This window comes from Streptomyces sp. B93, assembly GCF_018070565.1.
Classification (GTDB): Bacteria; Actinomycetota; Actinomycetes; order Streptomycetales; family Streptomycetaceae; genus Streptomyces.
In genome coordinates this window covers 40,156-66,206 of record NZ_JAGPXL010000015.1, presented here as the reverse complement: position 1 = coordinate 66,206, position 26,051 = coordinate 40,156, and the positions used below count along the sequence as shown (strand labels likewise).

The following is a 26,051-nucleotide window of genomic DNA, read 5'->3' as shown; positions in this document are numbered from 1 at the left end:
GGTGGCAGGGTGGACGGATGACCGCACACCCAGCCACCGCCGGACGCGTCCGCACCGGCGGGCCGAAGGACCACGGCCCGGAGATCGTCGAGCATGCCCTCGGATGGCTCCTCGTCCTGGTCGTCGCCGTGTTCGTGACCCGTCTCGGACTGCTCTGACCCCGGCCTTCCGGCCCCGGCGGACCCTACGGCCGACCTGCCATACTGCGGTTGTCCCGCGCCGCCCCCCGGAGACCAGGGTCGAAATTGAATATCAGTCAACAGCGTGCCTCCGTCGACGACCGTGCCCGTCCCCGGGCCCGTGGCACCGAGCGGTCCCTGGCGCGCCGCGCCGAACTGATCGCCATCGGGCGGCGGCTCTTCTCCGACCGGTCCTACGACGCGCTGTCGATGGACGACATCGCCCGTCATGCTCATGTCGCCAAGGGGCTGATCTACTACTACTTCCAGTCCAAGCGCGGCTACTACCTCGCGATCGTCCAGGACTCCGTCGCCGACCTCGTCGACTTCGCGGCCCGCGAGGCCGAACTGCCCCAGCTGGACCGGGTGCACCGCACCATCGAGGGCTACCTGCGCTACGCCGAGCACAACCAGGCCGCGTACCGCACCATCGTCAGCGGCGGCGTCGGCTTCGACACAGAGGTGCAGGCCATCCGGGACGGGGTGCGCGAGGCGATCGTCGAGACCATCGCCGACGGGGCGTACGGCACTCGCGAGATGGCGCCGGTCGCACGCGTGGGACTGCTCGGCTGGGTGTGCGCCGTGGAGGGCGCCACCCTCGACTGGATCGACCGTCCCGCGCTCTCCCGCGAGACCATGCGCGAGCTGCTGGTGAAGACCCTCGGCGGCACCCTGCGCGCCATCGAGGAAATGGAGCCCTCCCACCGCGCCCCCGCCCCCGCCCGCCGGGACGGCTGACGGGACGATTCCGGCGCCCTCGGCGTTCCTTCCGGTGAGCACGCGGGTACGGCCTGAAGTGAGCGGTCGTTAACCGGTGACGGAAGGTCCGTGATCGGGCATACTCACAGCGCAGCCGCTGGTCAGCCGCTTCCGCGACCCGGGAGCGGAAGCACCGGCGAGTGCCGTGACACCCGGCGGGGCCGCCACCACCGAAGGCGTGCGTCCGCCGCTTGCCCGAACAGGGAGGAGAGCGTTCCCATGCCCGACCGCGCCCCGCAACCGGTGGACCGCCAACTGCCCACGGACGAGGCCCGGGATCTGATCTCGCTCGTCCGTGACATCGCGCAGCGCGAGATCGCCCCGAACGCGGCCGAGGAGGAGGACGCGGGCCGCTTCCCGCGCGAGATCTTCGCCCTGCTGTCGCAGTCCGGCCTGCTCGGACTGCCGTACGACTCCGAGTACGGCGGCGGTGACCAGCCGTACGAGGTCTACCTCCAGGTGCTCGAGGAGCTGGCCGCCGCCCGTCTCACCGTCGGCCTCGGCGTCAGCGTGCACACCCTCGCCTCCTACGCGCTCGCCGCCTACGGCACCAAGGAGCAGCAGACCGAACACCTGCCCGCGATGCTCGGCGGCGGTCTGCTCGGCGCCTACTGCCTGTCCGAACCGTCCTCCGGCTCCGACGCCGCCTCCCTGCGCACCAAGGCCGTGCGGGACGGCGACGACTGGGTGATCACCGGCACGAAGGCCTGGATCACGCACGGCGGCGTCGCCGACTTCTACACCGTCATGGCGCGCACCGGCGAGGAGGGCCCGCGCGGGATCACCGCGTTCCTGGTGCCCGGCGACGCCGAAGGGCTGAGCGCCGCCGCGCCCGAGAAGAAGATGGGCATGAAGGGCTCGCCCACCGCACAGGTCCACCTCGACGGCGTGCGGGTCCCGGACAGCGCCCGCATCGGCGACGAGGGCCAGGGCTTCGCGATCGCGCTCGCCGCGCTCGACTCCGGACGGCTCGGCATCGCGGCCTGCGCGATCGGCGTGGCCCAGGCGGCGCTGGACGAGGCGATGGCGTACGCGGCGGAGCGGCGGCAGTTCGGGCGGCCGATCGCCGACTTCCAAGGGCTCAGGTTCATGATCGCCGACATGGCGACCCAGATCGAGGCGGGCCGCGCCCTGTACCTGTCGGCCGCGCGGCTGCGGGACGCGGGCCGGCCGTTCGCCCGGCAGGCTGCCATGGCCAAGCTGCACTGCACCGACACGGCGATGCGGGTCACCACCGACGCCGTGCAGATCCTCGGCGGGTACGGCTACACCGCCGACTTCCCGGCCGAGCGCTACATGCGCGAGGCCAAGGTGCTCCAGATCGTCGAGGGGACCAACCAGATCCAGCGGATGGTCATCGCCCGTCATCTCGTGGGCCCGGAGACGCGCTGAACTGTCCCGGCCGCACCAGGGGCGCCGCGAGCCGCACCCACTCCGGGTCGTGGCGCCCCGGCAGGGTGCGGCCGTGGCCTGCCCAGGTCCGGAGCAGATCACGGTAGATGGGCGGGTCCGACAGCTGCGGCTGGGCCGTCGGAAGGGGTGACGGAACCGATTCTGCGGGGCGGCGGACGTAGATCTGGCGCTGCCGCGTCGTCGCCGAAAGGGTGGGACTCATACCCGGCCAACGCGACCACGGGTGGACAGGTCACCGGCGCACGGAATCGTCCGTGAGTTCCCGCCCCGCTCCGGCGCACGCGTACCCGACCCGCACCACGGCGGTGTACGGCCATGGCGCGGGGTGTCCGCTACGGGGATGTGCCTGCGCGGTGTCGCGTCAGGCGGCGTGCCGGCGCATCGCGGGGACCCTGATGGGGCGCGAGCCCGGTCCGCCGACGTGCGAGAAGGGCTGCATCCGCCAGTCCAGGCCCTGGGGGAGCGTCAGCAGCAGCGCGGTGTCCTGCTCCTGCGGCTCCACCGACTCGTCGGCGGGACGGGCGTCCGTGGCCCGGCGGCCCGTACCGGCGCAGACCGTGAGGCCGAACGGGTTCCACGGCGAGGCGCACAGCGCGTGCTCCGGCAGGACCTCCTCGTCCGCGAGCAGGGCGATGGGCTGGGCGCAGTCCGGGCAGATCACCCGGTACATCTCGAAGGTGTCGTACGCGTCGAGTTCGTCGGCGTCGAAGTCGTCGGGTTCGACGCCCTCCGGCGTGGGCTCGACGACCAGCTGCTGGCGCTTGGGTGCGGTACGACCAGGGCGCTTAAGACTCTGCATGGGATTCTCCCCCTCGGGCTGGGCCGTGAAGGCGCTGCGGCCTCGACCACAGCAAGCACTTCCCGTCCGGCATCCGGGGTAATCACGGGGACATCACGGAGCCCGCTCGGGGGGTGTGGTCTTCGTCACATGCCGCCCGCAGGTGCCCGGCGCGGCGCATTTGTCCCCTGAGCACGGCACGGCCCGTTTCGCCGAGGTGTCCGAGGAGATCAAGCGCACTGTAGGTTCTTGCGCCATGGAGGAGCTGGACCGTCAGATCGTGCAGCTGCTCGTCAAGGACGGGCGGATGAGCTACACAGACCTGGGCAAGGCCACGGGCCTGTCCACGTCGGCCGTGCACCAGCGGGTGCGCAGGCTGGAACAGCGTGGCGTCATCCGCGGCTACGCCGCGGTGGTCGACCCCGAGGCGGTCGGGCTGCCCCTGACCGCGTTCATCTCGGTGAAGCCGTTCGATCCCAGCGCGCCGGACGACATCGCGGAACGGCTGGCGGGGGTGCCGGAGATCGAGGCGTGTCACAGCGTCGCGGGCGACGAGAACTACATCCTCAAGGTGCGGGTCGCCACGCCGCACGAGTTGGAGGAGCTGTTGGCCCGGTTGCGGTCGTTGGCCGGGGTGTCCACGCGGACGACGGTGGTCCTGTCCACGCCGTATGAGGCGCGGCCGCCGCGGATCTGAATCGTCGTTCTGCGCGTGCGGGTGGTCTGTGGTTGGTCGCGCCCGCGCGGCGGAGCCGCAGATTGAACACAGCACCGCGCCCCTTTGCGGCGTCGGAGGCGCCCCCCGTGCGATGGGCCCCCGGCGTCGGGTGAGACTGGTGCCCATGAGTGAGCGCACCGAGCCCGTCAGGACCGTTCTGCTTCGCCGTGGAGAGGTCCACAGTCCCGCCGATCCCTTCGCCACCGCCATGGTCGTCGAGCGGGGGCAGGTGGCCTGGGTCGGGTCCGAAGGGGCCGCCGACGCCTTCGTGGACGGGGTGGACGAGGTCGTCGACCTGGACGGTGCGCTGGTCACCCCGGCGTTCACGGACGCCCATGTGCACACCACCGCCACCGGGCTCGCGCTGACCGGCCTCGACCTGTCCGGCGCGCCGAGCCTGGAGGCGGCGCTCGGGCTGGTCCGGGAGTTCGCCGCCGCCCGCCCGGACGACCGGGTGCTGCTCGGCCACGGCTGGGACGCCGCCCGCTGGCCCGGTGGCCGCCCGCCGACCCGCGCCGAACTCGACGCCGCCACCGGTGGACGGCCCCTCTACCTCAGCCGGATCGACGTCCACTCCGCGGTGGTCACCACGGCCCTGCTGGACCTGGTCCCCGGCCGGGTCACCCGGGAGGACCGGCCGCTGACCGCTGACGACCACCACACCGTGCGCGCCGCCGCGCTCGCGGCCGTCACCCCGCTCCAGCGCGCCGAGGCCCAGCGCGCCGCCCTCGCGCACGCCGCCTCGCTCGGCATCGGCACGGTCCACGAGTGCGCCGGGCCGGAGATCTCCGGCGAGGACGACTTCACCGGGCTGCTGCGGCTGGCCGCCGAGGAGGACGGCCCCCGCGTCGTCGGCTACTGGGCGGACCGGGACATCGACCGGGCACGCCAGCTCGGCGCCGTAGGCGCGGCCGGGGACCTGTTCGTCGACGGCGCCCTCGGCTCGCACACCGCCTGCCTCCACCAGCACTACGCCGACGCGGACCACACCGGCATCGCCTACCTGGACGTGGATGCCGTCGCCGGACATGTCGCCGACTGCACCGAGGCCGGGCTCCAGGCAGGGTTCCACGCCATCGGCGACGCCGCGGTCACCACGGTCGTCGAGGGCGTGCGCGCCGCCGCCGAGAAGCTCGGCCTGGCCCGGATCCGCGCCGCCCGGCACCGCGTCGAGCACGCCGAGATGCTCACCCCCGACACCGTCGCCGCCTTCGCCGAGCTGGGCCTGACCGCCTCCGTGCAGCCCGCCTTCGACGCGCTGTGGGGCGGCGAGGACGGCATGTACGCCCAGCGGCTGGGCGCCGAACGGGCCCGCACCCTGAACCCCTTCGCCGCGCTGCTGCGGGCCGGGGTCCCGCTGGCCTTCGGTTCCGACAGCCCGGTCACCCCGCTCGACCCGTGGGGCACGGTCCGCGCCGCCGCCTTCCACCGCACGCCCGAGCACCGGGTCTCGGTGCGGGCCGCGTTCACCGCCCACACCCGCGGCGGCTGGCGCGCGGTGGGCCGCGACGACGCCGGTGTGCTGGTGCCGGGCGCGCCCGCCGACTACGCCGTCTGGCGGACCGGCGACCTCGTCGTGCAGGCCCCCGACGACCGGGTCGCGCGCTGGTCGACCGACCCCCGCTCCGGCACCCCCGGCCTGCCCGATCTCGCTCCCGGCTCCGAGTTGCCCGTCTGTCTGCGCACGGTGGTGGGCGGCCGGACCGTGTTCGTACGGCCGGGCGAGTGATCTACGGGGGCGGCGCTCGGGCCGCCCCCGCCCGCCACCCCTCGTACGACCTGCGGATCCTCGCCGCCGACCGGCGGCGGGCGGGCGGACCGGCGGGTTCCTCGGCTGTTGACAGGCAGCGGCCGAGGACGGGTAGGTTCGGCCGGGTCCACCATCGGACGCCCGACCGGGGAACCTCCGCGCACTCGGCGCGGCGCCGCTGGGTCAGGGACGGTGTACCGCACCGGGGCACCGTCGCTGGGTGCCAGGCTCAGCGTCCCCGCCGCCCGAGGGACGTTCCGGCCGGCCGGCAAGGTGGGACCGGGGTGGGGCCCGCGCGTTCAGTAGACAACGGCTTCAGGTCGATCCGCAGCCAGCGGGTCCCAGGTCGGCCCGAAGGGCGCCGGGCCCCGATCCGCCGTACCCGCCGCATCCGGGCGAAAGAGTCCGAAAGAACGGATCCCTACCCCGTTCCGCGACGATCGACACCGGAATACGAACGTCCCGTCACGTCCACGCAGGCCGCGACCATTATGGTGGACCCCTGCGGACGTACTCGAAGGGGCAGCAGTGAACGACGGCGACGAGACCCTCGCGGCACAGGACCGGGGGAGGCGCTTCGGTCCGCTCGGCACGCCTCTGGTGATCATTCCGACCTACAACGAGGCCGAGAACATCAAGGCGATCGTCACCCGGGTACGGGAGGCCGTCCCCGACGCGCACGTCCTCGTCGCCGACGACAACAGCCCCGACGGCACCGGCAAGCTCGCCGACGAACTGGCCGCCGGTGACGACCACGTCCAGGTACTGCACCGCAAGGGCAAGGAGGGCCTCGGCGCCGCCTATCTCGCGGGCTTCCGCTGGGGCCTGGAGCACGGCTTCGGCGTCCTCATCGAGATGGACGCGGACGGCTCCCACCAGCCCGAGGAACTGCCCCGGCTGCTGACCGCACTGAAGAACGCCGACCTGGCGCTCGGCTCCCGCTGGGTGCCCGGCGGCCGGGTGGTGAACTGGCCCAAGGGGCGCGAGTTCATCTCGCGCGGCGGCAGCCTCTACTCGCGCGTGCTGCTGGACGTACCGATCAGGGACGTCACCGGCGGCTACCGCGCCTTCCGCCGCGAGACACTGGAGGGCCTCGGCCTCGACGAGGTGGCCTCCCAGGGCTACTGCTTCCAGGTCGACCTCGCCCGCCGGGCCGTCAGGGCCGGTTACCACGTGGTCGAGGTGCCCATCACCTTCGTCGAGCGCGAGCACGGTGACTCCAAGATGAGCCGCGACATCCTCGTGGAGGCGCTGTGGCGGGTCACCACCTGGGGCGTGGGGGAGCGCGTCGGACGGGTGCTCGGGCGCGGCCGGGACTGACCGCTGCGGGGGGCTTATCCCGGGCTGAGCCGGGGCCAGGCACACTGGAGACATGACGACTGGCGCTTCGACTCCCACCCCCGCCCGGCCGCGCCGCTCCCGGCTGCGCACCTTCCTGCCGTTGGGCGTGGCGGCCTGGCTGGTGCTGGAGATCTGGCTGCTGACCCTGGTCGCCGACGCGGCGGGCGGACTGACGGTGTTCCTGCTCCTGCTCGCCGGGCTGGTGTGCGGCACGGTGGTCATCAAGCGGGCGGGCCGCCGCGCCTTCCAGAACCTGAACGAGGCGTTGCAGCGCGGCACCGCCCCCTCGCGCGGTGGCGGCAACGGCCTGCTGATGCTGGGCGGCCTGCTGCTGATGATGCCCGGGCTGATCTCGGACGCGGTGGGCCTCGTCCTGCTGATCCCGCCGGTGCAGAAGGCGCTGAGCCGTCGGGCCGAGCGGACCCTGGAGCGCAGGCTGCGCACCGCCCGCCCCGGCACTCTGGGCGACGCCTTCCAGCAGGCCCGTATGCACCGCCCCGACGGCAAGGTCGTGCAGGGCGAGGTCATCCGGGACGAGCCGCGCGAGCGTACCGACCGCCCCGAGGAGCCGCGCCCGCCCATCGAGCGCTGAGCGGCGCACCCGAAATGCCCGCGGGCGCCGTACACACCGTGTACGGCGCCCGCGGGCAATTTCTCGGGTCTTGCTGTCGTGGCCTTCGGCTACGCGCTCTTGCGGCTGTCCCTGGGGTGCACCGCAATGTTCATCGCACCGGACCGCAGGACGGCGAGGCGCTCCTCGAGGACCTCTTCGAGTTCCTCGCGGGTACGCCGCTCCATCAGCATGTCCCAGTGCGTACGCGCAGGCTTGGCCTTCTTCTCCTCCGGACCGTCGCCGTCGACCAGAAGTGCCTGGGCCCCGCAGACCTTGCACTCCCACTCCGGCGGGATCTCCGCCTCGACCGAGAAGGGCATCTCGAAGCGGTGCCCCTTCTCGCATGCGTACTCCACGGCCTGGCGCGGGGCCAGGTCGATGCCGCGGTCCGTCTCGTAGCTGGTCACCACGAGGCGCGTGCCGCGAAGAGCTCGCTCACTCATGAATCGTGCCTCCCGGGCTTGTCGCCCACAGGACAGGTGTCGCTGTCGTCGTCATCCGGTCAACGTCCGGTCGGCGGTAAAGATTCCCGTTCCGAGTCCCGTTCCGGGTCATGCGTCGCCGTCGTAGCCGCAGCCTTGTCAACCAGTGCAGTACCCACCGGCGCCCGGTTTGTCACATCTGCAAGGAGATGTCACCCAGCGTTTCGGCATCTTTGACGCGCAGTAACGGTACGCCTGGCAGGCCAAACGCGTACACTACAGCCCTTTCGCTCCGAGTGCTAAATCCTGTCCGGCACCGGATTGCCCGCGTCGCGGATCGCCCGGCGCACCGGAACCCGCGCGAGCAGCACGAAACCGAGCACGAAGAACACCACCAGCGAGATGATCGCGTCCCGGTAGCTGCCGGTCAGCTGGTAGGTCAGCCCGAACAGCAGCGGCCCCAGCCAGCTCATGCCCCGGTCGCTCAGCTCGTACGCCGAGAAGTACTCGGCCTCCTTGCCCGGCGGGACCAGGTGGGAGAAGAGGGAGCGGGACAGGGCCTGGCTGCCGCCCAGGACCAGCCCGATCCCGGCCGCCAGCACGAAGAACCAGAGCGGCGCACCGGCCGGCAGGAAGTACCCGGCGCCCAGGGTGAGCGTCCAGGCGACCAGCGAGCCGAGGATCGTGCGCTTCGCGCCGTACCGGTGCGCCAGCCTGCCGAGCGCCAGCGCGCCCGCCACCGCCAGCACCTGCACCAGCAGCACGGCCACGATCAGGGTCGACTGCTCCAGCCCCAGTTCCTCCGAGCCGTAGACCGACGCCTGGGAGATCACCGTCTGGATGCCGTCGTTGTAGAGGAGGTACGCCAGCAGGAAGGCCAGGGTCAGCGGGTGGCGGCGCATGTCGCGCAGGGTCGCCGCGAGCTGTCTGCGGCCCGGCAGGGCGGCCTCCCGCGCGGGGGAGCGGCGGTCGCGCAGCCGTCTCAGTGGAATGACCGCGAAGGCGCCCCACCACAGGCCGGCCGAGGCCAGGCAGATGCGTACGGCCGTGCTCTCCGAGACGCCGAAGGAGTCGTGGGCGAGGTACAGCACCAGGTTGGCGACCAGGACCAGGGCGCCCGCCGCGTAGCCGAGCGCCCAGCCGCGCGAGGAGACCGCGTCGCGTTCCTCGGGCGGTGCGATCTGCGGCAGGTAGGAGTTGTACAGCATCATCGCCACCGACTGGGCGGCGTTCGCGACCACCAGCAGCGCACCGCCGAGCAGATAGCGCTCGCCGTCGAGGAAGAACATGCCCGTCGTCGCCGCGGCGCCCAGATAGGCGGCGGCCGCGAGGAGCGGCTTCTTGCGGCCGGTGCGGTCGGCCGCCGCGCCGACCAGCGGCATCGCCAGCACCGCCACGATCACCGACAGGGACACCGCGTACGGGAAGAAGGCGCCCGCGCGCACCGGTATGCCGAGGGGGTGGACGAAGCCGTCGGCGTCCGCCGCCGACTTGGCGACCGACGTCAGGTACGGCCCCAGGAACACCGTGAGCACGCTGGTCGAATAGACGGAGCAGGCCCAGTCGTAGAAGTACCAGCCGCGCTGCTCGCGCCGCCGTTCGGCCACTTCGTCGGTGACCTCCGCCCGCACGGCGTCGATGCCCACCCGTGCCCTCGCTTCCCCGTGCCCGCGCCGCGAGAAGGCCCTGGTGCGGGGCTCAGGCCCAGACGCCCCGGTCCTCCATGACCTTGCGCAGTGTGTCGATGTGATCGGTCATGATGCCATCGACGCCCAGGTCGAGCAGACGGTGCATGCGCTCGGGCTCGTTGATCGTCCACACGTGCACCTGGAGACCGAGCGCGTGGGCGGCCCGGACGAAGCGGTGGTCGACCACCTGGATGCCGGACTGCGCCTCGGGCACCTGGGCGGCCACCGCGGACCGGCGCAGCGCGGCGGGCACGCCCCAGGAGCGCAGCCGCAGGTTCAGCACCCCCCTGGTTCCGTACGACGTCGCCAGGCGCGGACCGGCCAGCCGCTGGGCGCGCACCACCCGGGCCTCGGAGAACGAGCCGACGCAGATCCGGTCCCACGATCCGGTGCGGGCGATCAGGTCGAGGAGGGGGTGCAGCGCGGACTCGGCCTTGGCGTCCACGTTCCAGCGGACCTCCGGGAACGTCTCCAGCAGTTCCTCGAAGAGCGGCACCGGCTCACGGCCCGCCACGCGCGCGTGCCGTACCTCCGCCCACGGCAGGTCGGCGATCCGGCCCGCCCCGTCGGTCACCCGGTCCAGCGTCGCGTCGTGGAAGGCGACCAGCCTGCCGTCCCGGGTGGCGTGCACATCGGTCTCGATGTAGCGGAAACCGGCCTCGACCGCGCGCCGGAACTGGAGGGCGGTGTTCTCCAGGCCGTCCGCCGCGCCGCCCCGGTGGGCGAACGGGATGGGTCCGGGGTGGTCGAGGTAGGGGTGGCGTATCCGCGTGGTCACCGTCGAAGTATCGCGCGCCGCGGTGGCGCCGCGGCAACGACCGTGCTGCCGCCGGATGCATCGGGGACGGCGAAGACGCGCAGGAAGAGCTGGGCGAGCGGGCCGATCGAGACCGCGTACAGCAGGGTGCCGACGCCGATCGTGCCGCCCAGCGCGAAGCCGGTGACGACGACCGCGACCTCGACCGCCGTGCGCATCAGACGGATCGAGCGGCCGGTGCGCCGGTGCAGTCCGGTCATCAGGCCGTCGCGCGGGCCCGGTCCGAAGCGGGCGGCGATGTAGAGGCCGGTCGCCACGCCGTTGAGCACGACCCCGGCCAGCAGGAGCGGGACACGGACCGCGAGGGAGTGGGCGTCGGGGACCAGGGCGAGGGTGCCGTCCATCGCGACGCCGACGACGAAGACGTTGGAGACGGTGCCGAGTCCGGGGCGCTGGCGCAGCGGGATCCACAGCAGCAGGACCGCCGCGCCGATGATGATCGACACGACGCCGATGGTCAGGCCGGTGCGTTCGGCGAGGCCCTGGTGCAGCACGTTCCAGGGTTCCAGACCGAGGCCCGCCCGGACCAGGAGGGCGGAGCTGGCGCCGTAGAGGGTGAGGCCGAGATAGAGCTGGGTGAGACGGCGTGGGACGTGCCCCTGCCTGGGTCCCGGTGCGGACAAGAGATGCCCCCTGTTGGAGAAGTGGCCTGGCGCGTGCCACTCTGTGGCTTGGGAAGCATGGCCATCCAGGGCCAATTCGGGGAAGGTGGACTGATCCGCATGGCGCAGTGGACCTCGGCGGTCGGGGCGGCGCAGCTCGCCCGGCTGCTCAAGTCGCAGCAGGACCGCCCGGCGGGCCCCGGCACGCGCCGTCCGCCCGCCTACCGCGCGCTCGCCGACGGCATCCGGCTGCTGGTGCTGGAGGGCCGGGTCCCGGTGGCCGCGCGGCTGCCCGCCGAACGGGAACTCGCGCTCTCGCTGTCCGTCAGCCGCACCACGGTCGCCGCCGCCTACGAGGCGCTGCGCCAGGAGGGGTTCCTGGAGTCCCGGCGCGGCGCGGGCAGCTGGACCGCCGTACCGGCCGGGAACCCCCTGCCCGCGCGCGGGCTCGAACCGCTGCCGCCGGAGGCGCTCGGCTCGATGATCGACCTCGGCACCGCCGCGCTGCCCGCGCCCGAACCCTGGCTCACCCGGGCCGTGCGGGGCGCCCTGGAGGAACTGCCGCCCTACGCGCACACCCACGGCGACTACCCGGCCGGACTGCCCGCGCTGCGCGCCACGATCGCCGACCGGTACACCGCGCGGGGCATCCCGACCATGCCCGAGCAGATCATGGTGACGACCGGGGCGATGGGTGCCATCGACGCGATCTGCCATCTGTTCGCCGGGCGTGGTGAGCGGATCGCCGTCGAGTCGCCGTCGTACGCGAACATCCTCCAGCTGATGCGGGAGACCGGCGCCCGTCTTGTGCCCGTGGCGATGGCCGCGGGGCTCGCCGGGTGGGACATGGACCGCTGGCGGCAGGTGCTGCGGGAGGCGGCGCCGCGGCTCGCCTATGTCGTCGCCGACTTCCACAACCCCACCGGCGCGCTCGCCGACGAGGACCAGCGACGGCAACTGGTGGAGGCGGCCCGGTCGGCGGGGACCGTGCTGGTCGCGGACGAGACGATGACCGAACTGTGGCTGGACGACGACGTGCGGATGCCGCGGCCGGTGTGCGGCTTCGATCCCGCCGGGTCCACCGTGATCACCGTCGGGTCGGCCAGCAAGGCGTTCTGGGCGGGGATGCGCATCGGCTGGGTACGGGCCGCCCCCGACGTCATCCGCAGCCTGGTCGCCGCCCGCGCCTACGCCGACCTCGGCACGCCGGTCCTCGAACAGCTGGCGGTGAACTGGCTGTTCGGCACCGGTGGCTGGGAGCAGGCGGTCGAGGTACGGCGCGAGCAGGCCCGCGGCAACCGGGACGCCCTGGTCGCCGCGGTGCGCCGGGAGCTGCCCGGCTGGGGGTTCGAGGTGCCCCGGGGCGGGCTCACGCTGTGGGTGCGGGCCGGGGGGCTGTCGGGGTCGCGGCTCGCCGAGGCGGGGGAGCGGGTGGGCCTCAGGGTGCCGTCCGGGCCGCGCTTCGGGGTGGACGGGGCGTTCGAGGGGTATGTGCGGCTGCCGTTCACCGTGGCGGGCGCGGTGGCCGAGGAGGCCGCCCTGCGGCTGGCGGCCGCGGCCCGGCTGGTGGAGAGCGGCGGGGTGGGCGGCGGCGAGACACCGCGGACGTTCGTCGCGTAGGGACGGTTGGCGTGCCGGCCGAGCCGGGCGCTACGACGTCTCCGCCACTGCCGCCTTCGCCGGGACCGGGTCGGGCTTGTCCAGGGTGGGCCTGAGGACGGGGGCGGGTTCGGGGGTGGTCTCGGGGTCGGCCTCGGTCTCCGGCCCACCGGTGGGCTCGGCGAGGGCGTCGGCGGGCCCCTCGACCTCCGCGTCGCCCGGCGTCGTGTGCGGCGGCAGCAGGTCCATGACCGCCTGCCGGTGGCTGTCCGCGGTCGCGTCGTCGTACGGGTCGGGTGTCGCCGGAACCTGGAGGCGCAGGACCGGGCCGGTGCCCAGTCGGGCGTAGCCGCGGCCGGGCGGGACATGGCTGACCGGCGTCGTGCGCGGCGGGGCGCCCAGAAACTGCTCCAGCTGCGCCGCGGTGGCGGGGCCGAGGACGACACGCGCGCGTGTGTGCTGCCGTACCGCGTCGCTCAGCGCGTCCATGGCGTCGAACTGCTCGGCGACGACGACCGTGACGCCGGCCGCGCGGCCGTGCCGCAGGGGGATCTGGAGCAGGGACTGGGGGTCCTTGTGCCCGTCGGCGGCGGCCACGTGGGCCAGGGCGGTCGGGCGGTCCAGGAGGATCCACAGGGGCCGCTTGGTGTCCTCGGGCGGCGGGTGGCCCGCCTGGCGGGCGCGGTTGACGGCGATCAGCCGGCGCTCCGTCTCGTGCGCCGCCCACTCCAGGCTGGTCAGCGCCCCGGCCAGCGCGCACTCGACGGCGAGGACGCCGTCCCGGCCGGTCAGGCACGCGTACTCGCCGGTGCCGCCGCCCTCGACGATCAGGACGTCGCCGTGCTGGAGCGCCTGGAGGGCGACGGAGCGCAGCAGGGTGGAGGTGCCGCTGCCGGGCTGGCCGAGCGCCAGCAGATGCGGCTCGGTGGAGCGCGGGCCGGTGCGCCAGACGACCGGCGGGATGTCGTGCTGTTCCTCACCGTAGGTGAGGGGGAGCGTGCGCTGGACCTCGGTGGGGTCGGTGAAGCCGAGCACGGTCTCGCCGGGGGCGGTGACGAAGCGCTGGGCGGGGATGCCGGTGGGGAGGGGGGCGAGGACGGTGACCGTGAGCTGGTTGCCCTCCTCGTCCCAGTCGAAGTGGTACTCCCGGCCGCGGCCCGACTTGGAGCTGAGCAGCTGCTCGATGCGCGCCCGGGACTCGGGCTCGCCGTCGGTGAAGTAGGCGGGGTAGTCGATGACCAGGCGGGTGACGCGGCCCGAGGCGTCGAAGTCGTACGAGGTCAGCGCCGTCTCCCAGTCGCCGCCGTGGCTGTACATCGGCTCGGGGTCCTCGGAGGCCGAGAAGTACGGGACCAGCGCCTCGTAGAGCGACTTCAGGCGCTGGACCTGGGACTCGTCGGGGCCGTCCGGGGCCGGTGGGGTGCGGTCCCGGCCCTGCCACGCCGCCGCCGCCATCAGGGTGATGGCGGCGAGCAGCGGACCGTACGGCACGAGCGCCACCACCAGGATGACCGAGGCCACCAGGAACAGCAGGGGGCCGCGCTTGTCCTTGGGGGTCTCGGCCCACCTGCGCCGGCCGGCCGAGGCCAGTCGGCGCAGCCCGCGGGTGATGGTGATCAGCGGGTGGAGGACGTCGGTGGCGCTGTCGGCGGCCGTCCGGGCCAGCTCCCGGCTCCGGGCGAGCTGCGCGCTGCCGTTGCTCAGAATGCGGGGGAGGGGGCGCCGGACCACTGCTGTCTCCTGGAGGTGCGTACGGGTGGGAGCGGGGCGTGCGGACGGGCAGGCGTCAGAACTTGATGCCGCCCAGGAGGCTCGCGAGGCTCTCGCCGCCCGCCTTGATGCTCGGGGCGATGGCGGTACTCGCGAGGTAGAAGCCGAACAGGGCCGAGATCAGCGCGTGCGACGCCTTCAGTCCGTCCTTGCGGAAGAAGATGAAGACGACGATGCCGAGCAGGACGACGCCTGAGATGGAGAGGATCATGAGGTCTCCTGGTGTGAGGGGACAGTCACCATGAGTACTTCCAGGCTCACAGCATGTATCCATACGACAAAAGGTGCAACTGGGTGAAATTCCGAGGATTTCGTCCGGTTGGCCGAGCAGCTCCCGGCGCGTCCGACCAGCGCGGTTGCGTCCGGCGGGCGCATTGGTGATCTTTGCCTCGGGTGTGTCCGGCCATGTGCGTGCGCAGCAAGTACGCTGGCGATTCACCCGTACGGCTGCACCGCTCGCCGCCGTACGCTGCTCCCCGTACGTCCCCGAAGCGCTCGCAGTGAGAGGCGGTCCCGCCGATGACCGAAGTCCCCGACCCCGAGGTCGTGGAACTCGCGACCAAGATCTTCGATCTGGCCCGGCGGGGGCAGACCGAGGCGCTCACGGCCTATGTCGACGCGGGCGTACCGGCGGACCTCACCAACGACCGCGGCGACTCCCTGGTGATGCTGGCCGCCTACCACGGCCACGCGCAGACCGTGCGCGCGCTGCTCGCCCGCGGGGCCGACGCCGACCGGATCAACGACCGGGGACAGACCCCGCTCGCCGGGGCCGTCTTCAAGGGGGAGCAGCAAGTGATCGAGGCCCTTCTGAAGGGCGGTGCCGACCCGGCCGCGGGAACTCCCTCGGCCGTCGACACGGCCCGGATGTTCGGCAAGACAGAACTGCTGGAATTGTTCGGCGCACAGTGATCCGAACGCCCTGACCAGCGAGGACGGGCTGGTCAGTGGGGTTCGGAACGGAAAACGGGGGAGGCGGGACAAGGCCGCCGGAAATATCGGTCGCGGTACTGATAACCGCCGAGTCATCATGACGTCGTGATTCACGGACGCGATGGCTGGGCAGGTGTTGCCGCACCGCGCGGGCCGTGAATGGTCCGCACGGGCCACTTGACGAGAGGCAGAGGAAGATGGTCTACAGCGAGCAAGAGACGGCGGGCGCCCCGACGTGTTGTCACGCGGCCAGGTAGTGCACGTTCCCCGGTTGCGTCGACGCTTGATGTGAGGCTGTTTCCCATGTTCGATCCGGTCATAGCGCCCAGCGGTACGCTGCTCGGCCTGCTCCAGCGAGGCCGCGGCGACGGCACACTGCACGCGCTCACCGCCCCCCGCGCGGAAGCGCTCGCGGCACTCAACCACTGCGTGCTGCACGACCCCCGCCACGACTGGCAGCTGGAGAACCGCTCCCTCTACTACGCCCGTCTCTACCTCGACCTGGGCGGCGGACTCGACGAGATCGAGGCCCACCTGTTCGACCCCGAGGATGTCCTGGACACCTGCGAGTCCCGCACCGGACTCGCCCTCGCCGTCCTCGGTCACCTCGCCTCCTACGGCCGACGTGACGCCCTCGACCTGCTGCGCGCCTACGCCGCCCACGGCACCAACTGGGCCTGGGCCCTGGACGAACTGGCGCTGCGCGACGACGACGCCGGGCTGCGCGCCCTCGCCGAGCCGGTCCTCGCGCGGTTCCCCGCCGGCCCCGAGGGCGACGCCGAACTGGCCGCCACCGTGAGGGACGCTTTCGAGCCACGGCCCTGGCGGCTCTGGGCGGAGGACTCGCGCGAGACGATCGCCGCACGCGTGCGTGCCGCCCAGGAGACCGGGTGCTTCGACCGCTGGCAGCGGCAGATGCGGCCCTCCGGGCCCCGCCCCGGCTGGAGCGTGCAGGCGGTGTTCGAGTGGGCCCAGCAGGGCATCGAACGCGGCGCCGCCCTGCATGTGCCCGCCGCCCGATGTCTCAGCGCGGTCGCCGGCCCCGAGGACCGGGCCGAGATCGTGCAGGCGGCCAAGGACGGCTCCGACGGCGCCCGCTGCACCGCCCTGCGCTACCTCGCCGACGGCGACGACTCCGACGCCCTCGACCTGATCGACACCGCCGTCGCCACCGGCTCCACGGTTGTCGTGGACGCCGCCGTCGACGCCTTCGAACGGATGCGCGGCGTCGCCGCCGTCGACCGGGCCCGCGGCTGGGCCCAGCGGCCCGACGCCCTCGGCGCCGCCGCCGGGCGGATGCTCGCCTGCCGCGGCACCACCAGGGACAGCGACCTCGTCCTTGGCGCCCTGCGCGAGGCGGTGCGCTCGGAGGGCCCCGACGCGCCCACCCTGTGGACCCTCGTCGACGGCACCGGACGGCTCGGCATCGTCTGCGCGGCGCCCGTGCTGCGGCACGTCTACCGCGAGACCGCCTCGTCCCACCTGCGCGGCCGGGCCGCCCGCGCGCTCGCCGCCACCGACCCCTCCTTCGCCACCGGATTCGCCGTCGAATGCCTGTGGGACTGCGAGGAGACCACCCGGGAACTGGCCGCCCGGCACGCCGAGACCGGGGACGCGCGCGTGGTGGAGCGACTGCGCAGGCTCGCCGCCGATCCGGCCGAGGAGGCGGAGGTCCAGACGGCCGTACGCAGCCGGATCGGCCCTGACGCGCCCGCAGTGTGAACACGGGGTGACTCGCGGGTCAGGAGCGCATGGACGTGGTCCGACCTGCGCGGGAGCCGATCCAGAAGCTCATGGGACGTTCCTCGCCCGGAAAGATCCACGTTGACGCGGCCACGTCCAGCCCGGCGACAACACCCGTATGCGTGTCGTCATCGTGACCGAATCCTTTCCCCCCGATGTGAACGGCGTGGCACACTGCGCGCTCCAGACCGCCCGGCACCTCGTCGACCGCGGTCACGCTCCCCTCGTCGTCGCACCGGCGCCCGCCCCGGGCAACAAGGCCGACGCCGCCCTGGCGCCGTGCCCCGTGGTCCATGTCCCCTCCCTGCCGCTCCCCGGCTACCCCCAGGTGCGCGTCGCCCTCCCCAGCCGACGCCTGGCCGCCGCGCTCGTCACTCACCGCGCGGACGTCGTCCACCTGGCCAGCCCCTTCATCCTCGGTGTGCGCGGCATGGCCGCCGCCGCCCGGCTCGGCATCCCCGCCGTCGCCGTCTACCAGACCGATCTGGCCGGGTACGCCCGCACCTATGTGGGCGCCGGTGAGGCCGCGGCCTGGCGGCGGATACGCTCCGTGCACTCCGCCGCCGACCGCACCCTGGCGCCCTCCAGCGCCTCCCTCAGCGACCTGGAGGCGCACGGCGTGCCCCGGGTGCGGCTGTGGCCGCGCGGCGTGGACGCCGTCCGCTTCCGCCCCGACCGCCGCGACGAGGCGCTGCGCCGCGAACTCGCCCCGAACGGTGAACTGATCGTCGGCTACGTCGGCCGCCTCGCCCCCGAGAAGCACGTCGAACTGCTCGCCGGGGCCTGCGCCCTGCCCGGGGTGCGCGTCGTCGTCGTGGGTGACGGGCCGAGCCGGTCCGGCCTGGAGGAGGCGCTGCCCGGCGCGGTCTTCCTCGGCCGCCGGGGCGGCGACGACCTCGCGCGGATCTTCGCCTCCTTCGACCTCTTCGCGCACACCGGTCCCTTCGAGACCTTCTGCCAGACCGTGCAGGAGGCCATGGCCAGCGGAGTGCCGGTCGTCGCGCCCGCCGTGGGCGGCCCGCTCGACCTGGTCGACCACGGCCGCACCGGACTGCTGGTCCCGCCGGGCGACGCCGACGCCGTACGCGACGCCGTGGCCTCCCTGGCCGCCGACCCCCCGCTGCGGACCGCCTACGGCACCGCCGGGCGCGCCGCCGTCGAGGGGCGCACCTGGGCCGCGATCGGCGACCGGCTGATCGGGCACTACGAAGACGTCCTCGCCGCGCGGACGGCGGTGATGGCGGCATGAGCGCGCTGCGGATCGTCCGGCTCGCCAACTTCGTCGCACCCGCCTCCGGAGGGCTGCGCACCGCCCTGCGGGAGCTGGGCAAGGGCTTCCTGGCGGCGGGGCACGAGCCGGTGCTGGTGGTGCCCGGCGAGCGGTACGACGACCGGGACACCGAGCAGGGCCGGGTGATCACCCTGCCCGGACCGCTGCTGCCCGGCACCGGCGGCTACCGAGTCCTCACCGACAAGCGCCGGGTCGCCGCGCTGCTGGAGGAACTGGCGCCCGACCGACTTGAGGTCTCCGACCGTACGACGCTCAGGTGGACCGGCCGGTGGGCGCGGCGCGCCCGGGTGCCCGCGGTGATGGTCTCCCACGAGACCGCCGACGGAGTGCTGCGCACCTGGGGACTCTCCGAGGGGATGTCCCGGCGCGCCGCCGACGCGCTCAACGCCCGCACCGCGCACGCCTACGCGCGCGTGGTGTGCACCACGGAGTTCGCCGAGCGGGAGTTCGTCCGGATCGGCGCCACCAACGTCGTACGGGCGCCCCTGGGCGTCGATCTGACGGGCCGGCACCCGGCGCTGCGCGACCCGGGCCTGCGCGACCTGCACGCGCGCGTGGACCAGCGGCTGTTGGTGATGTGCTCGCGGCTCTCCGTGGAGAAGCGGCCCGGTACCGCGCTCGACGCCCTGGAGGCGCTGCTGCGGCGCGGCGAGCGGGCGGTGCTGGTGGTGGCCGGGGACGGGCCGCTGCGCGGGCGGCTGGAACAGCGGGCGGCCGAACGGGGGCTGCCCGTGACCTTCCTCGGGCATGTCGCCGACCGCGGTCTGCTCGGCGCGCTCCAGGCCTCCGCCGACGTGTGCCTGGCCCCGGGACCCGCGGAGACCTTCGGGCTGGCCGCGCTGGAGGCCATGGCGTGCGGTACGCCCGTCGTGGCCAGCGCCTCCTCCGCGCTGCCGGAGGTGGTCGGCGCCGCCGGGGCCACCGCCGCCGACCACGGGGAGGCCTTCGCGGACGCCGTCGCCATGCTGCTGGAGCGGCCCGAGGGCGAACGGCGGGGCGCGGCACGCACGCGTGCGGAGTGCTTTGGGTGGGATGCGGCGGTGGCCGGGTTTCTCGCCGCGCATGACGCGGGGGTGGGGGGTGAGGTGCCGGTTGCGGTGCCTGTGCCTGGGCCGGTGGCGGTTGAGGCTCGGGTGCGGGGTGAGTCACCCGTGGCGGTCGAGCCTCGGGTGCGCGAGTCGGCGGTGGCCGTCGAGTCGAGTGTGCGGGGTGATGTGCCGGTGCGGGCCGAGCATTCCGCGCGAGCCGAGTCGCCGGTGCGGGCCGAGTCTCCGGTGCGGGGCGATGCGCCGGGCCGGGGCGATGCGGTGGGTCGGGGTGGGTCCCCCGTGGGGACCGCGGCGAGCGTGCCGTCCGTGTCGCGGGTCGGCGCCCTGCGTGAGGGCGTGTCATGAGACCCGTGCGCTTCGTGGCCCTCGGTGACTCGCTCACCGAGGGTGTGGGCGACCCGGTGGGTGGGAAATGGCGCGGCTGGGCGGCGCTGCTCGCCGGGGAACTCGGCGACCGTCCCGCCCACCTGACCAACCTCGCGGTCAGCGGGGCGCAGACGCGGGACGTGCTGGAGACGCAGCTGCCCGCCGCGCTGGCCCTGCGGCCCGACCTGGTGTCCGTGCTCGTCGGCGTCAACGACACCCTGCGCCGCACCTTCGACATCCACGCCGTCGCCGCCCGGCTCGACGAGGTGTACGCCGCCTGCACCGCCCAGGGCGCGGTCGTGCTCACCGCCTGCCTGCCCGACCCCGGCGCGATGCTCGGCCTGCCGGGCGCCCTGGCCCGCCCGCTGGCCCGGCGGCAACGCGCGGTCAACACCGTGGTGCACGCCCTCTCGGCGCGGCACGGCGCCGTGCACCTGCACGCGGCCGAGGGTGCCTGGCTCACCGACCGCGCGATGTGGAGCGCCGACCGGCTGCACCCGGGAGAGCGCGGGCACCGCCAACTGGCCCTCCGCTTCCACGCCCTGCTGGCCCGGACCGGCCTCGCCGGCGGTGTGGGGCCCTCGCCCGAGCCGGAGTTCCCCGCGCCCACAAGGACGGAGCGGCTGCGCTGGCTGGCCACCGCGGGCACCGGCTGGGTGGCCTGCAGGTGCACCGACCTGCTGCCGCAGCTCCTCCGCCTCGCCGCCGACGAGATGCGCCACCACGCGCGCGGGACCAGCTCCCGCCTGGACCTGCGCACGGCCCACGCGGTGAGCGCCGCGCTGGCCGCGCTGTCCTCGGGGGAGCCGTGGGCGGAGCCGGAGGCGGCCTGAGAGGGCGGCTCGACGCCCGTCCGGACCGCCCGGCGGTGGTCAGCGGCGCCGTACGGCCAGGAATCGCACCGGCGTACCCGGACGGGCCTGGGCCGCCGCGGGCAGGTCGGCGGTGCGGACGACCGCGATCACCGGGTAGCCGCCGGTGGTGGGGTGGTCGGCGAGGAACACCACCGGGCGGCCGTCCGGCGGTACCTGGACGGCGCCCAGCACCAGGCCCTCGCTGGGCAGTTCGCCGAGCCGGGCCCGCTCCAGGGCGGGCCCCTCGGTGCGCAGCCCGATGCGGTTGCTCGCGCTCGACACCCGGTACGCGCGCGTGGTGAGGGTCCGCACGGCGTCCGCGGTGAACCAGTCGGCACGCGGCCCCGGCGTCACCCGCAGCAGGAGTTCCGCCGGGGGGCCCGGCTGCGGGGCGACGTCCACGCGCGCGTGCCGCCCGGTCGCGGGCCCCAGGGGAAGCACCGCGTCCAGGGTGAGCGGCGGGGGGCCGAGCCCGGACAACAGGTCGGTGGAGCGGCTGCCGAGCACCGGCTCGACGGCTATGCCGCCGGAGACGGCGACATAGCCGCGTACGCCAAAGACCGCCGCGCCCACGTCCAGCACCGCCCCCGCCGGTACCCGCACCGGGGCGCCCCAGGCGACCGGGTGCCCGTCGACCGTGACCCGGCAGGGCGCCCCGCCGACCGCGACGGTGACCGCCGAACGGGGGCGCACGGCACAGCCGTCGAGGGTGGTCTCCAGCACGGCCGCCTCGCGCGGGTTGCCGACCAGCCGGTTGACGAGCGCGGCCGCGGGCGCGTCGAGGGCGCCGGAACGGGGAACGCCGAGATGGGCGTGGCCGGGGCGGCCGAGGTCCTGCACCGTGGTCAGGGACCCGGGACGCACCACGGCGAGGGCGCGGTCCGTCATGCGGTCACCGCTCCCCCGGCCGCCGCCACCGGGACGAACCGCACACGCGCCCCGGGCGACAGCAACGCCGCCGGTACACGCGCGTGGTCCCACAGCACCGCGTCGGTGGTGCCGACCAGCTGCCAGCCACCCGGCGACGATCGCGGATAGACGCCCGTGTACGGCCCCGCGAGCGCCACCGAGCCCGGGGGGACGGCCGTACGGGGCGTGGCCCGGCGCGGGACGTCGTAACGGGGCGGCAGGCCGGTCAGATAGCCGAAGCCGGGCGCGAACCCGCAGAACGCGACCCGGAACTCGGTGGCGGCGTGCACCCGGGCCACCTCCGCCTCGGTCACGCCCCAGTGCGCGGCGACGTCCGGCAGGTCCGGCCCGTCGTAGCGCACCGGGAGTTCGATCACCTGTCCAGCACGCGGGGGCGTGGGCGGTACCGCGGAGGTGGTCAGTTCGGCGGCGAGGCGGGCCGGGTCGTCCACACCGTCGAGGAGGACCGTGCGGGCCGCGGGCACGATCTCCCGCGCCGACAGCGCACCCGCGGAGCGGCGGCGCAGCAGCTCCGCGTGCAGGGCCTGCGCCTCGTCCCCCGAGGAGACCTCGACGAGCAGGGCGTCCTCACCGACGGGCAGGGCCCTCATGCGAAGGACTCCACCCGGACGCCCGCCGCCTCCAGCCGCCGTCTGACGCGCCCGGCCAGCTCCACCGCGCCCGGAGTGTCGCCGTGCAGGCACAGGGAACGCGCGCGTACATCGATCCGGGAGCCGGAGTCCGCGACGACCGTTCCGGAGCGGGCCAGGCTCACCGACCGTTCCACCACGGTCGCCGGGTCGGTGAGCACGGCGCCTTCCCGCGCGCGCGGCACCAGAGTGCCCTGGTCGGTGTAGGCGCGGTCCGCGAACGCCTCGGGGACGTCGGGGAGCCCCGCCTTGGCGGCCAGCTCCAGCAGCCGCGAGCCGGGCAGCCCGAGGACGGGCAGCGAGTCGTCCACGAGGAGTACGCCTTCGACGACCGCGCGGGCCTGCTCCTCGTCGTGCACCACCCGGTTGTAGAGCGCCCCGTGCGGTTTGACGTAGGCGACCCGGGCGCCCGCCGCGCGGGCGAAGACCTCCAGGGCGCCGATCTGGTAGGCCACTTCGGCGGTCAGCTCGGCGGGCGGCACGTCCATCGCGCGCCGCCCGAACCCCGCCAGGTCCCGGTAGGAGACCTGGGCGCCGATCGTCACCCCGCGCTCGGCCGCCAGCTCGCACACCCGCCGCATGGTGGCCGCGTCCCCCGCGTGGAAGCCACAGGCCACGTTGGCGCTGGTGACGACGGACAGCAGCCGCTCGTCGTCGGTGAGCCGCCAGCGGCCGAAGCCCTCGCCGAGGTCGGCGTTCAGATCGATGGGGGTCATGGAATCCTCTCAACTCGGTTCAGGCCACGCGGTACTGCTCGTCACGCGCGTCGGTCACGAACATCTGCCCCGGCGCGTGGGTGAGGGCGAACGGCGGGCGCGAGGCCGCGAGCGCCGCCTGCGGGGTCACTCCGCAGGCCCAGAACACCGGGATGTCGTCCGGTTCGGCGTCCACCGCGTCGCCGAAGTCGGGGCGGGAGAGGTCGTCGATGCCGAGCGCCGACGGGTCACCGCAGTGCACCGGCCCGCCGTGCACCGCCGGGAGCAGGCTGCTCTCCCTGATGGCCGCCGCCAGCTGCCGCGGCGGCACCGGACGCATCGACACCACCATGGGGCCGTTCAGCCGCCCCGCCGGACGGCACTGACGGCCCGTCACGTACATCGGCACGTTGCGGCCCTGTTCGACGTGGCGGATCGGCACGCCCGCGGAGGCGAGCGCCCACTCGAAGGTGAAGCTGCACCCCAGCAGGAACGTCACCAGGTCGTCCCGCCAGTGGCCGAGCACGTCCGTGGGCTCGTCGACCAGTTCCCCGTCCCGCCACACCCGGTAGCGCGGCAGATCGGTGCGCAGGTCCGCGCCGTCGGCGAGCACGGTCGTCCAGGAGCCCGCGTCGGTCACGTCGAGCACCGGGCAGGGCTTGGGGTTGCGCTGGCAGAACAGCAGCATGTCGTAGGCCCAGTCGGCGGGCACCGACACCAGGTTGACCTGGGTGTGCCCGGCCGCGACCCCCGCCGTCGGTCCGGTCAGTCCGGAGCGGAAGCGGGCCCGGGCCGTCCTCGCGCTCCACGCGTGCGCGTGCTCGTCGGCCAGGGTCACCGGCCGGTCCTCCGTGCGGGTCACACCAGCTCCTTTCCGCGGGTCTCCGGCAGTCCGAGCAGCGCCAGCGCGGCGAGACCGTAACCGATCGCGCCGAACACGAGCGCGCCGCCCACGCCCCAGCCGTCGGCCAGGAAGCCGACCGTGGTGGGGAAGACCGCGCCGATCGCGCGGCCGGTGTTGTAGGTGAAGCCCTGTCCTGTCCCGCGCACCGCCGTCGGGTACAGCTCGCTCAGGAACGACCCGAAGCCGCTGAAGATGGCCGACATGCAGAAGCCGAGCGGGAAACCCAGCACCAGCAGCAGGGTGTTGGCGCCGCTCGGGATGTTCGCGTACGCCAGGATGCAGAGGGCCGACAGCAGCGCGAAGAGCCAGATGTTGCGGCGACGGCCGAGCCGGTCGGTGAGGTAACCGCCCGTCAGATAGCCGGTGAAGGCGCCCGAGATCAGGAACGTCAGATAGCCGCCGGTACCGACGACCGACAGGTCCCGCTCGGTCTTCAGGTACGTCGGCACCCAGGTCGCCAGCGTGTAGTAGCCGCCCTGGACGCCGGTGGAGAGCAGGACCGCGAAGACCGTCGTCCGCAGCAGCCCCGGCCTGAAGATGGCGGCGAAGGAGTCCTTCGCGCTCCCGCTCCGGCGGCTTCGTTCGCGTACGGCGGTGGCCTGCGGCGCGTCGTGCACCCGGCGCCGCATCCACAGCACCAGCAGCGCGGGCAGCGCGCCGGTCCAGAACATCACGCGCCAGGCCAGGTCGTCACCGAGGAAGGAGAACACCAGCGTGTAGACGATCACGGCGGCCGCCCAGCCCACCGCCCACGAACTCTGGATGAACCCGAGGGTCCGGCCGCGGTGCCTGGCACTCGCGTACTCGGCGACCAGGATCGCGCCGACCGCCCACTCGCCGCCGAAACCGAGGCCCTGGAGGGCGCGGAAGACCAGCAGCGTCTCGTAGTTGGGCGCGAAGCCGCAGGCCACCGTGAACACGGCGTAGGTGATCACCGTGATCATCAGTGCCCTGACCCGGCCGATCCGGTCGGCGAGCACGCCCGCGAGCGCGCCGCCGACCGCGGAGACGACCAGGGTGACGGTGGTGAACAGGCCGGTCTGGCCGCTGTCCAGGCCGAAGTACGCGGCCAGCGCGACCATGCTCAGCGGCAGCGTGAAGAGTCGTACGAGTCCAGGGCATAGCCGCCGAAGGCGCCCGCGAAGGCGCGGCGGCCGCGCGGGCCGAGGGCGCGCAGCCAGCCCAACGGGACGTCGCTGTCGGGGGGTTCGCCCGGCCCTGGCCGCGGGTCGGTGGTCAGGGCCTGCCGTGGAGGGGTCGTGCTCATGTGCACCTCGCAGTGTGAGGACGGAGGGTGCTGGGACTGAGCCGTGCCGTTGCCGTGTCTTGCGGGGTTGTGCCGTGCGTTCGTAGCAACGTAGAGGATCGTTCAACGATCCTTCAATACTCATGTTGTCTCGTTCTTCTGTCTGCGGTTGAATTCCGGGCATGGCAGAGCAGCTGACGGGACTGGCCGACGACCGCGCCCTCCTCGGGCGCACCAGCACCGCCGAGCGGGTGTCGGACATCCTGCGGACCCGGATCGCCGAGGGCTTCTTCCCGCCCGGCACCCGGCTGTCGGAGGACGCCATCGGCGGGGCGCTGGGCGTCTCCCGCAACACCCTGCGCGAGGCTTTCCGGCTGCTCACCCACGAGCGGCTGCTCGTCCACGAGCTGAACCGCGGCGTCTTCGTGCGAGTGCTGACGGTCGAGGACGTCGAGGACATCTACCGCACCCGCCGCCTCGTCGAGTGCGCCGTCGTCCGCGGGCTCGGCGAGCCGCCGTACGCGCTCGACGGGCTCACGTCGGCCGTCAACCAGGGCCAGCTGGCGGCCGCCGAGGAGGATTGGAGCCGCCTGGGCACCGCCAACATCCACTTCCACCGGGAACTGGTCGCCCTCGCCGGGAGCGCACGCACCGACGAGCTGATGCGCAGCGTCTTCGCCGAACTCCGCCTCGCCTTCCACGTCGTGGACGAACCCCGGCGCCTGCACGAGCCCTACCTCGCCCGCAACCGGCAGATCCTGCACGCGCTCCAGGCGGGCGACAGGACCGAGGCGGAGCGGCAGCTCGCGGTCTACCTCGACGACTCACTGAAGCGTATCGGCGGGGCCTACCAGCGCCGGGTGGGCGCCGACGGCTGAGCCCGGCCCCCGCCGGTGACCAGGCGTGTAGCGCCGCTGTGACGGTGGTCGCTTCTGCGCCCGTTTGGGTCGTTGTCAGACCGA

The 26,051-nt window shown here is 73.7% G+C and carries 24 protein-coding genes and 2 pseudogenes; 14 read left to right on the top strand and 12 right to left on the bottom strand.

Going from position 1 to position 26,051, the window contains the following annotated elements:
* The first annotated feature begins 17 nt into the window (after positions 1 to 17).
* The 3 genes from KBY47_RS17100 to KBY47_RS17090 all read left to right on the top strand — a co-directional run bounded on the left by KBY47_RS17100 (position 18) and on the right by KBY47_RS17090 (position 2,330).
* Positions 18 to 158 carry an SCO1431 family membrane protein gene (locus KBY47_RS17100; RefSeq protein WP_210921998.1) on the top strand — a complete coding sequence of 47 codons (141 nt, stop codon included), beginning with the start codon at positions 18 to 20 and terminating at the stop codon, positions 156 to 158.
* Between the two features lie 87 nt (positions 159 to 245).
* Entirely contained in the window at positions 246 to 917 is a 672-nt protein-coding gene (locus KBY47_RS17095; RefSeq protein ID WP_210921997.1) for a TetR/AcrR family transcriptional regulator, read from the top strand.
* Between the two features lie 240 nt (positions 918 to 1,157).
* The gene (locus KBY47_RS17090; RefSeq protein WP_210921996.1) at positions 1,158 to 2,330 is read left to right on the top strand and encodes an acyl-CoA dehydrogenase family protein; all 1,173 of its coding nucleotides are present in this window, start codon (positions 1,158 to 1,160) and stop codon (positions 2,328 to 2,330) included.
* A 382-nt stretch (positions 2,331 to 2,712) separates the two neighbouring features.
* Here the strand turns inward: KBY47_RS17090 and KBY47_RS17085 are convergent, their stop codons facing one another.
* Positions 2,713 to 3,150 carry a hypothetical protein gene (locus tag KBY47_RS17085; RefSeq protein ID WP_210921995.1) on the bottom strand — a complete coding sequence of 146 codons (438 nt, stop codon included), beginning with the start codon at positions 3,148 to 3,150 and terminating at the stop codon, positions 2,713 to 2,715.
* 235 nt (positions 3,151 to 3,385) lie between these two features.
* Here KBY47_RS17085 and KBY47_RS17080 point away from each other — a divergent pair, with 235 nt between their 5' ends.
* From KBY47_RS17080 to fxsA, 4 genes are all read left to right on the top strand, one after another.
* On the top strand, positions 3,386 to 3,826 hold the full coding sequence (locus KBY47_RS17080) for an Lrp/AsnC family transcriptional regulator (RefSeq protein WP_110626847.1): 441 nt from the start codon (positions 3,386 to 3,388) through the stop codon (positions 3,824 to 3,826).
* A 145-nt stretch (positions 3,827 to 3,971) separates the two neighbouring features.
* Positions 3,972 to 5,576 carry an amidohydrolase gene (locus KBY47_RS17075; protein WP_210921994.1) on the top strand — a complete coding sequence of 535 codons (1,605 nt, stop codon included), beginning with the start codon at positions 3,972 to 3,974 and terminating at the stop codon, positions 5,574 to 5,576.
* A 549-nt stretch (positions 5,577 to 6,125) separates the two neighbouring features.
* A complete protein-coding gene (locus KBY47_RS17070) occupies positions 6,126 to 6,917 on the top strand; it encodes a polyprenol monophosphomannose synthase (RefSeq protein ID WP_210921993.1) in 792 nt (263 codons plus the stop codon).
* Positions 6,918 to 6,969: 52 nt separating this feature from the next.
* On the top strand, positions 6,970 to 7,530 hold the full coding sequence (gene fxsA, locus KBY47_RS17065) for an FxsA family membrane protein (RefSeq protein ID WP_210921992.1): 561 nt from the start codon (positions 6,970 to 6,972) through the stop codon (positions 7,528 to 7,530).
* 89 nt (positions 7,531 to 7,619) lie between these two features.
* Here fxsA and KBY47_RS17060 read toward each other — a convergent pair whose 3' ends face one another.
* The 4 genes from KBY47_RS17060 to KBY47_RS17045 all read right to left on the bottom strand — a co-directional run bounded on the left by KBY47_RS17060 (position 7,620) and on the right by KBY47_RS17045 (position 11,101).
* Positions 7,620 to 7,994, bottom strand: coding sequence for an RNA polymerase-binding protein RbpA (locus KBY47_RS17060; protein WP_003977404.1), 375 nt, complete (start codon positions 7,992 to 7,994; stop codon positions 7,620 to 7,622).
* A gap of 278 nt (positions 7,995 to 8,272) precedes the next feature.
* On the bottom strand, positions 8,273 to 9,619 hold the full coding sequence (locus KBY47_RS17055; RefSeq protein WP_210921991.1) for an MFS transporter: 1,347 nt from the start codon (positions 9,617 to 9,619) through the stop codon (positions 8,273 to 8,275).
* 52 nt (positions 9,620 to 9,671) lie between these two features.
* A complete protein-coding gene (locus KBY47_RS17050; RefSeq protein WP_210921990.1) occupies positions 9,672 to 10,439 on the bottom strand; it encodes a glycerophosphodiester phosphodiesterase in 768 nt (255 codons plus the stop codon).
* Positions 10,436 to 11,101, bottom strand: a complete 666-nt coding sequence (locus KBY47_RS17045) for a YitT family protein (protein ID WP_210921989.1) — start codon at positions 11,099 to 11,101, stop codon at positions 10,436 to 10,438. The genes KBY47_RS17050 and KBY47_RS17045 overlap by 4 nt, the downstream gene beginning before the upstream one ends.
* A 99-nt stretch (positions 11,102 to 11,200) precedes the next feature.
* Here KBY47_RS17045 and KBY47_RS17040 point away from each other — a divergent pair, with 99 nt between their 5' ends.
* Entirely contained in the window at positions 11,201 to 12,700 is a 1,500-nt protein-coding gene (locus KBY47_RS17040) for a PLP-dependent aminotransferase family protein (RefSeq protein WP_210921988.1), read from the top strand.
* Positions 12,701 to 12,730: 30 nt separating this feature from the next.
* On the opposite strand, the gene KBY47_RS17035 is transcribed toward KBY47_RS17040, so the two are convergent.
* Positions 12,731 to 14,410 (bottom strand): hypothetical protein, encoded by a 1,680-nt coding sequence (locus KBY47_RS17035; protein WP_210921987.1) that lies wholly within the window; start codon positions 14,408 to 14,410, stop codon positions 12,731 to 12,733.
* A 55-nt stretch (positions 14,411 to 14,465) separates the two neighbouring features.
* Positions 14,466 to 14,660, bottom strand: a complete 195-nt coding sequence (locus KBY47_RS17030) for a hypothetical protein (protein WP_007380617.1) — start codon at positions 14,658 to 14,660, stop codon at positions 14,466 to 14,468.
* A 308-nt stretch (positions 14,661 to 14,968) separates the two neighbouring features.
* Here KBY47_RS17030 and KBY47_RS17025 point away from each other — a divergent pair, with 308 nt between their 5' ends.
* The 5 genes and pseudogenes from KBY47_RS17025 (at position 14,969) to KBY47_RS17005 (ending at position 20,664) form a co-directional block, all read left to right on the top strand.
* Positions 14,969 to 15,361, top strand: a complete 393-nt coding sequence (locus KBY47_RS17025) for an ankyrin repeat domain-containing protein (RefSeq protein WP_210921986.1) — start codon at positions 14,969 to 14,971, stop codon at positions 15,359 to 15,361.
* A 324-nt stretch (positions 15,362 to 15,685) separates the two neighbouring features.
* Positions 15,686 to 17,104, top strand: a complete 1,419-nt coding sequence (locus KBY47_RS17020) for a HEAT repeat domain-containing protein (protein ID WP_210921985.1) — start codon at positions 15,686 to 15,688, stop codon at positions 17,102 to 17,104.
* A gap of 139 nt (positions 17,105 to 17,243) precedes the next feature.
* Complete coding sequence (locus KBY47_RS17015; RefSeq protein WP_210921984.1) at positions 17,244 to 18,374, top strand: glycosyltransferase family 1 protein; 1,131 nt, start codon at positions 17,244 to 17,246, stop codon at positions 18,372 to 18,374.
* A pseudogene (locus KBY47_RS17010) lies at positions 18,371 to 19,534 on the top strand (glycosyltransferase); the annotation flags it as partial. The gene KBY47_RS17015 and the pseudogene KBY47_RS17010, both read left to right, overlap by 4 nt.
* Positions 19,535 to 19,806: 272 nt before the next feature.
* Positions 19,807 to 20,664, top strand: coding sequence for an SGNH/GDSL hydrolase family protein (locus KBY47_RS17005; RefSeq protein ID WP_210921983.1), 858 nt, complete (start codon positions 19,807 to 19,809; stop codon positions 20,662 to 20,664).
* Between the two features lie 39 nt (positions 20,665 to 20,703).
* On the opposite strand, the gene KBY47_RS17000 is transcribed toward KBY47_RS17005, so the two are convergent.
* The 5 genes and pseudogenes from KBY47_RS17000 to KBY47_RS16980 form a co-directional block, all read right to left on the bottom strand.
* Positions 20,704 to 21,573 carry a biotin-dependent carboxyltransferase family protein gene (locus tag KBY47_RS17000; protein ID WP_210921982.1) on the bottom strand — a complete coding sequence of 290 codons (870 nt, stop codon included), beginning with the start codon at positions 21,571 to 21,573 and terminating at the stop codon, positions 20,704 to 20,706.
* Positions 21,570 to 22,205 (bottom strand): allophanate hydrolase subunit 1, encoded by a 636-nt coding sequence (locus KBY47_RS16995; protein WP_210921981.1) that lies wholly within the window; start codon positions 22,203 to 22,205, stop codon positions 21,570 to 21,572. Before KBY47_RS16995 ends, KBY47_RS17000 begins: the two co-directional genes overlap by 4 nt.
* Positions 22,202 to 22,960 (bottom strand): LamB/YcsF family protein, encoded by a 759-nt coding sequence (locus tag KBY47_RS16990; protein ID WP_210921980.1) that lies wholly within the window; start codon positions 22,958 to 22,960, stop codon positions 22,202 to 22,204. Before KBY47_RS16990 ends, KBY47_RS16995 begins: the two co-directional genes overlap by 4 nt.
* Positions 22,961 to 22,979: 19 nt before the next feature.
* Entirely contained in the window at positions 22,980 to 23,801 is an 822-nt protein-coding gene (locus tag KBY47_RS16985; protein WP_210921979.1) for a putative hydro-lyase, read from the bottom strand.
* A pseudogene (locus KBY47_RS16980) lies at positions 23,798 to 25,110 on the bottom strand (MFS transporter). The gene KBY47_RS16985 and the pseudogene KBY47_RS16980 overlap by 4 nt, the downstream one beginning before the upstream one ends.
* 161 nt (positions 25,111 to 25,271) lie before the next feature.
* Between KBY47_RS16980 and KBY47_RS16975 the strand changes: the two are divergent.
* Positions 25,272 to 25,967, top strand: coding sequence for a GntR family transcriptional regulator (locus tag KBY47_RS16975; protein WP_210921978.1), 696 nt, complete (start codon positions 25,272 to 25,274; stop codon positions 25,965 to 25,967).
* The last annotated feature ends 84 nt before the right edge of the window (positions 25,968 to 26,051 follow it).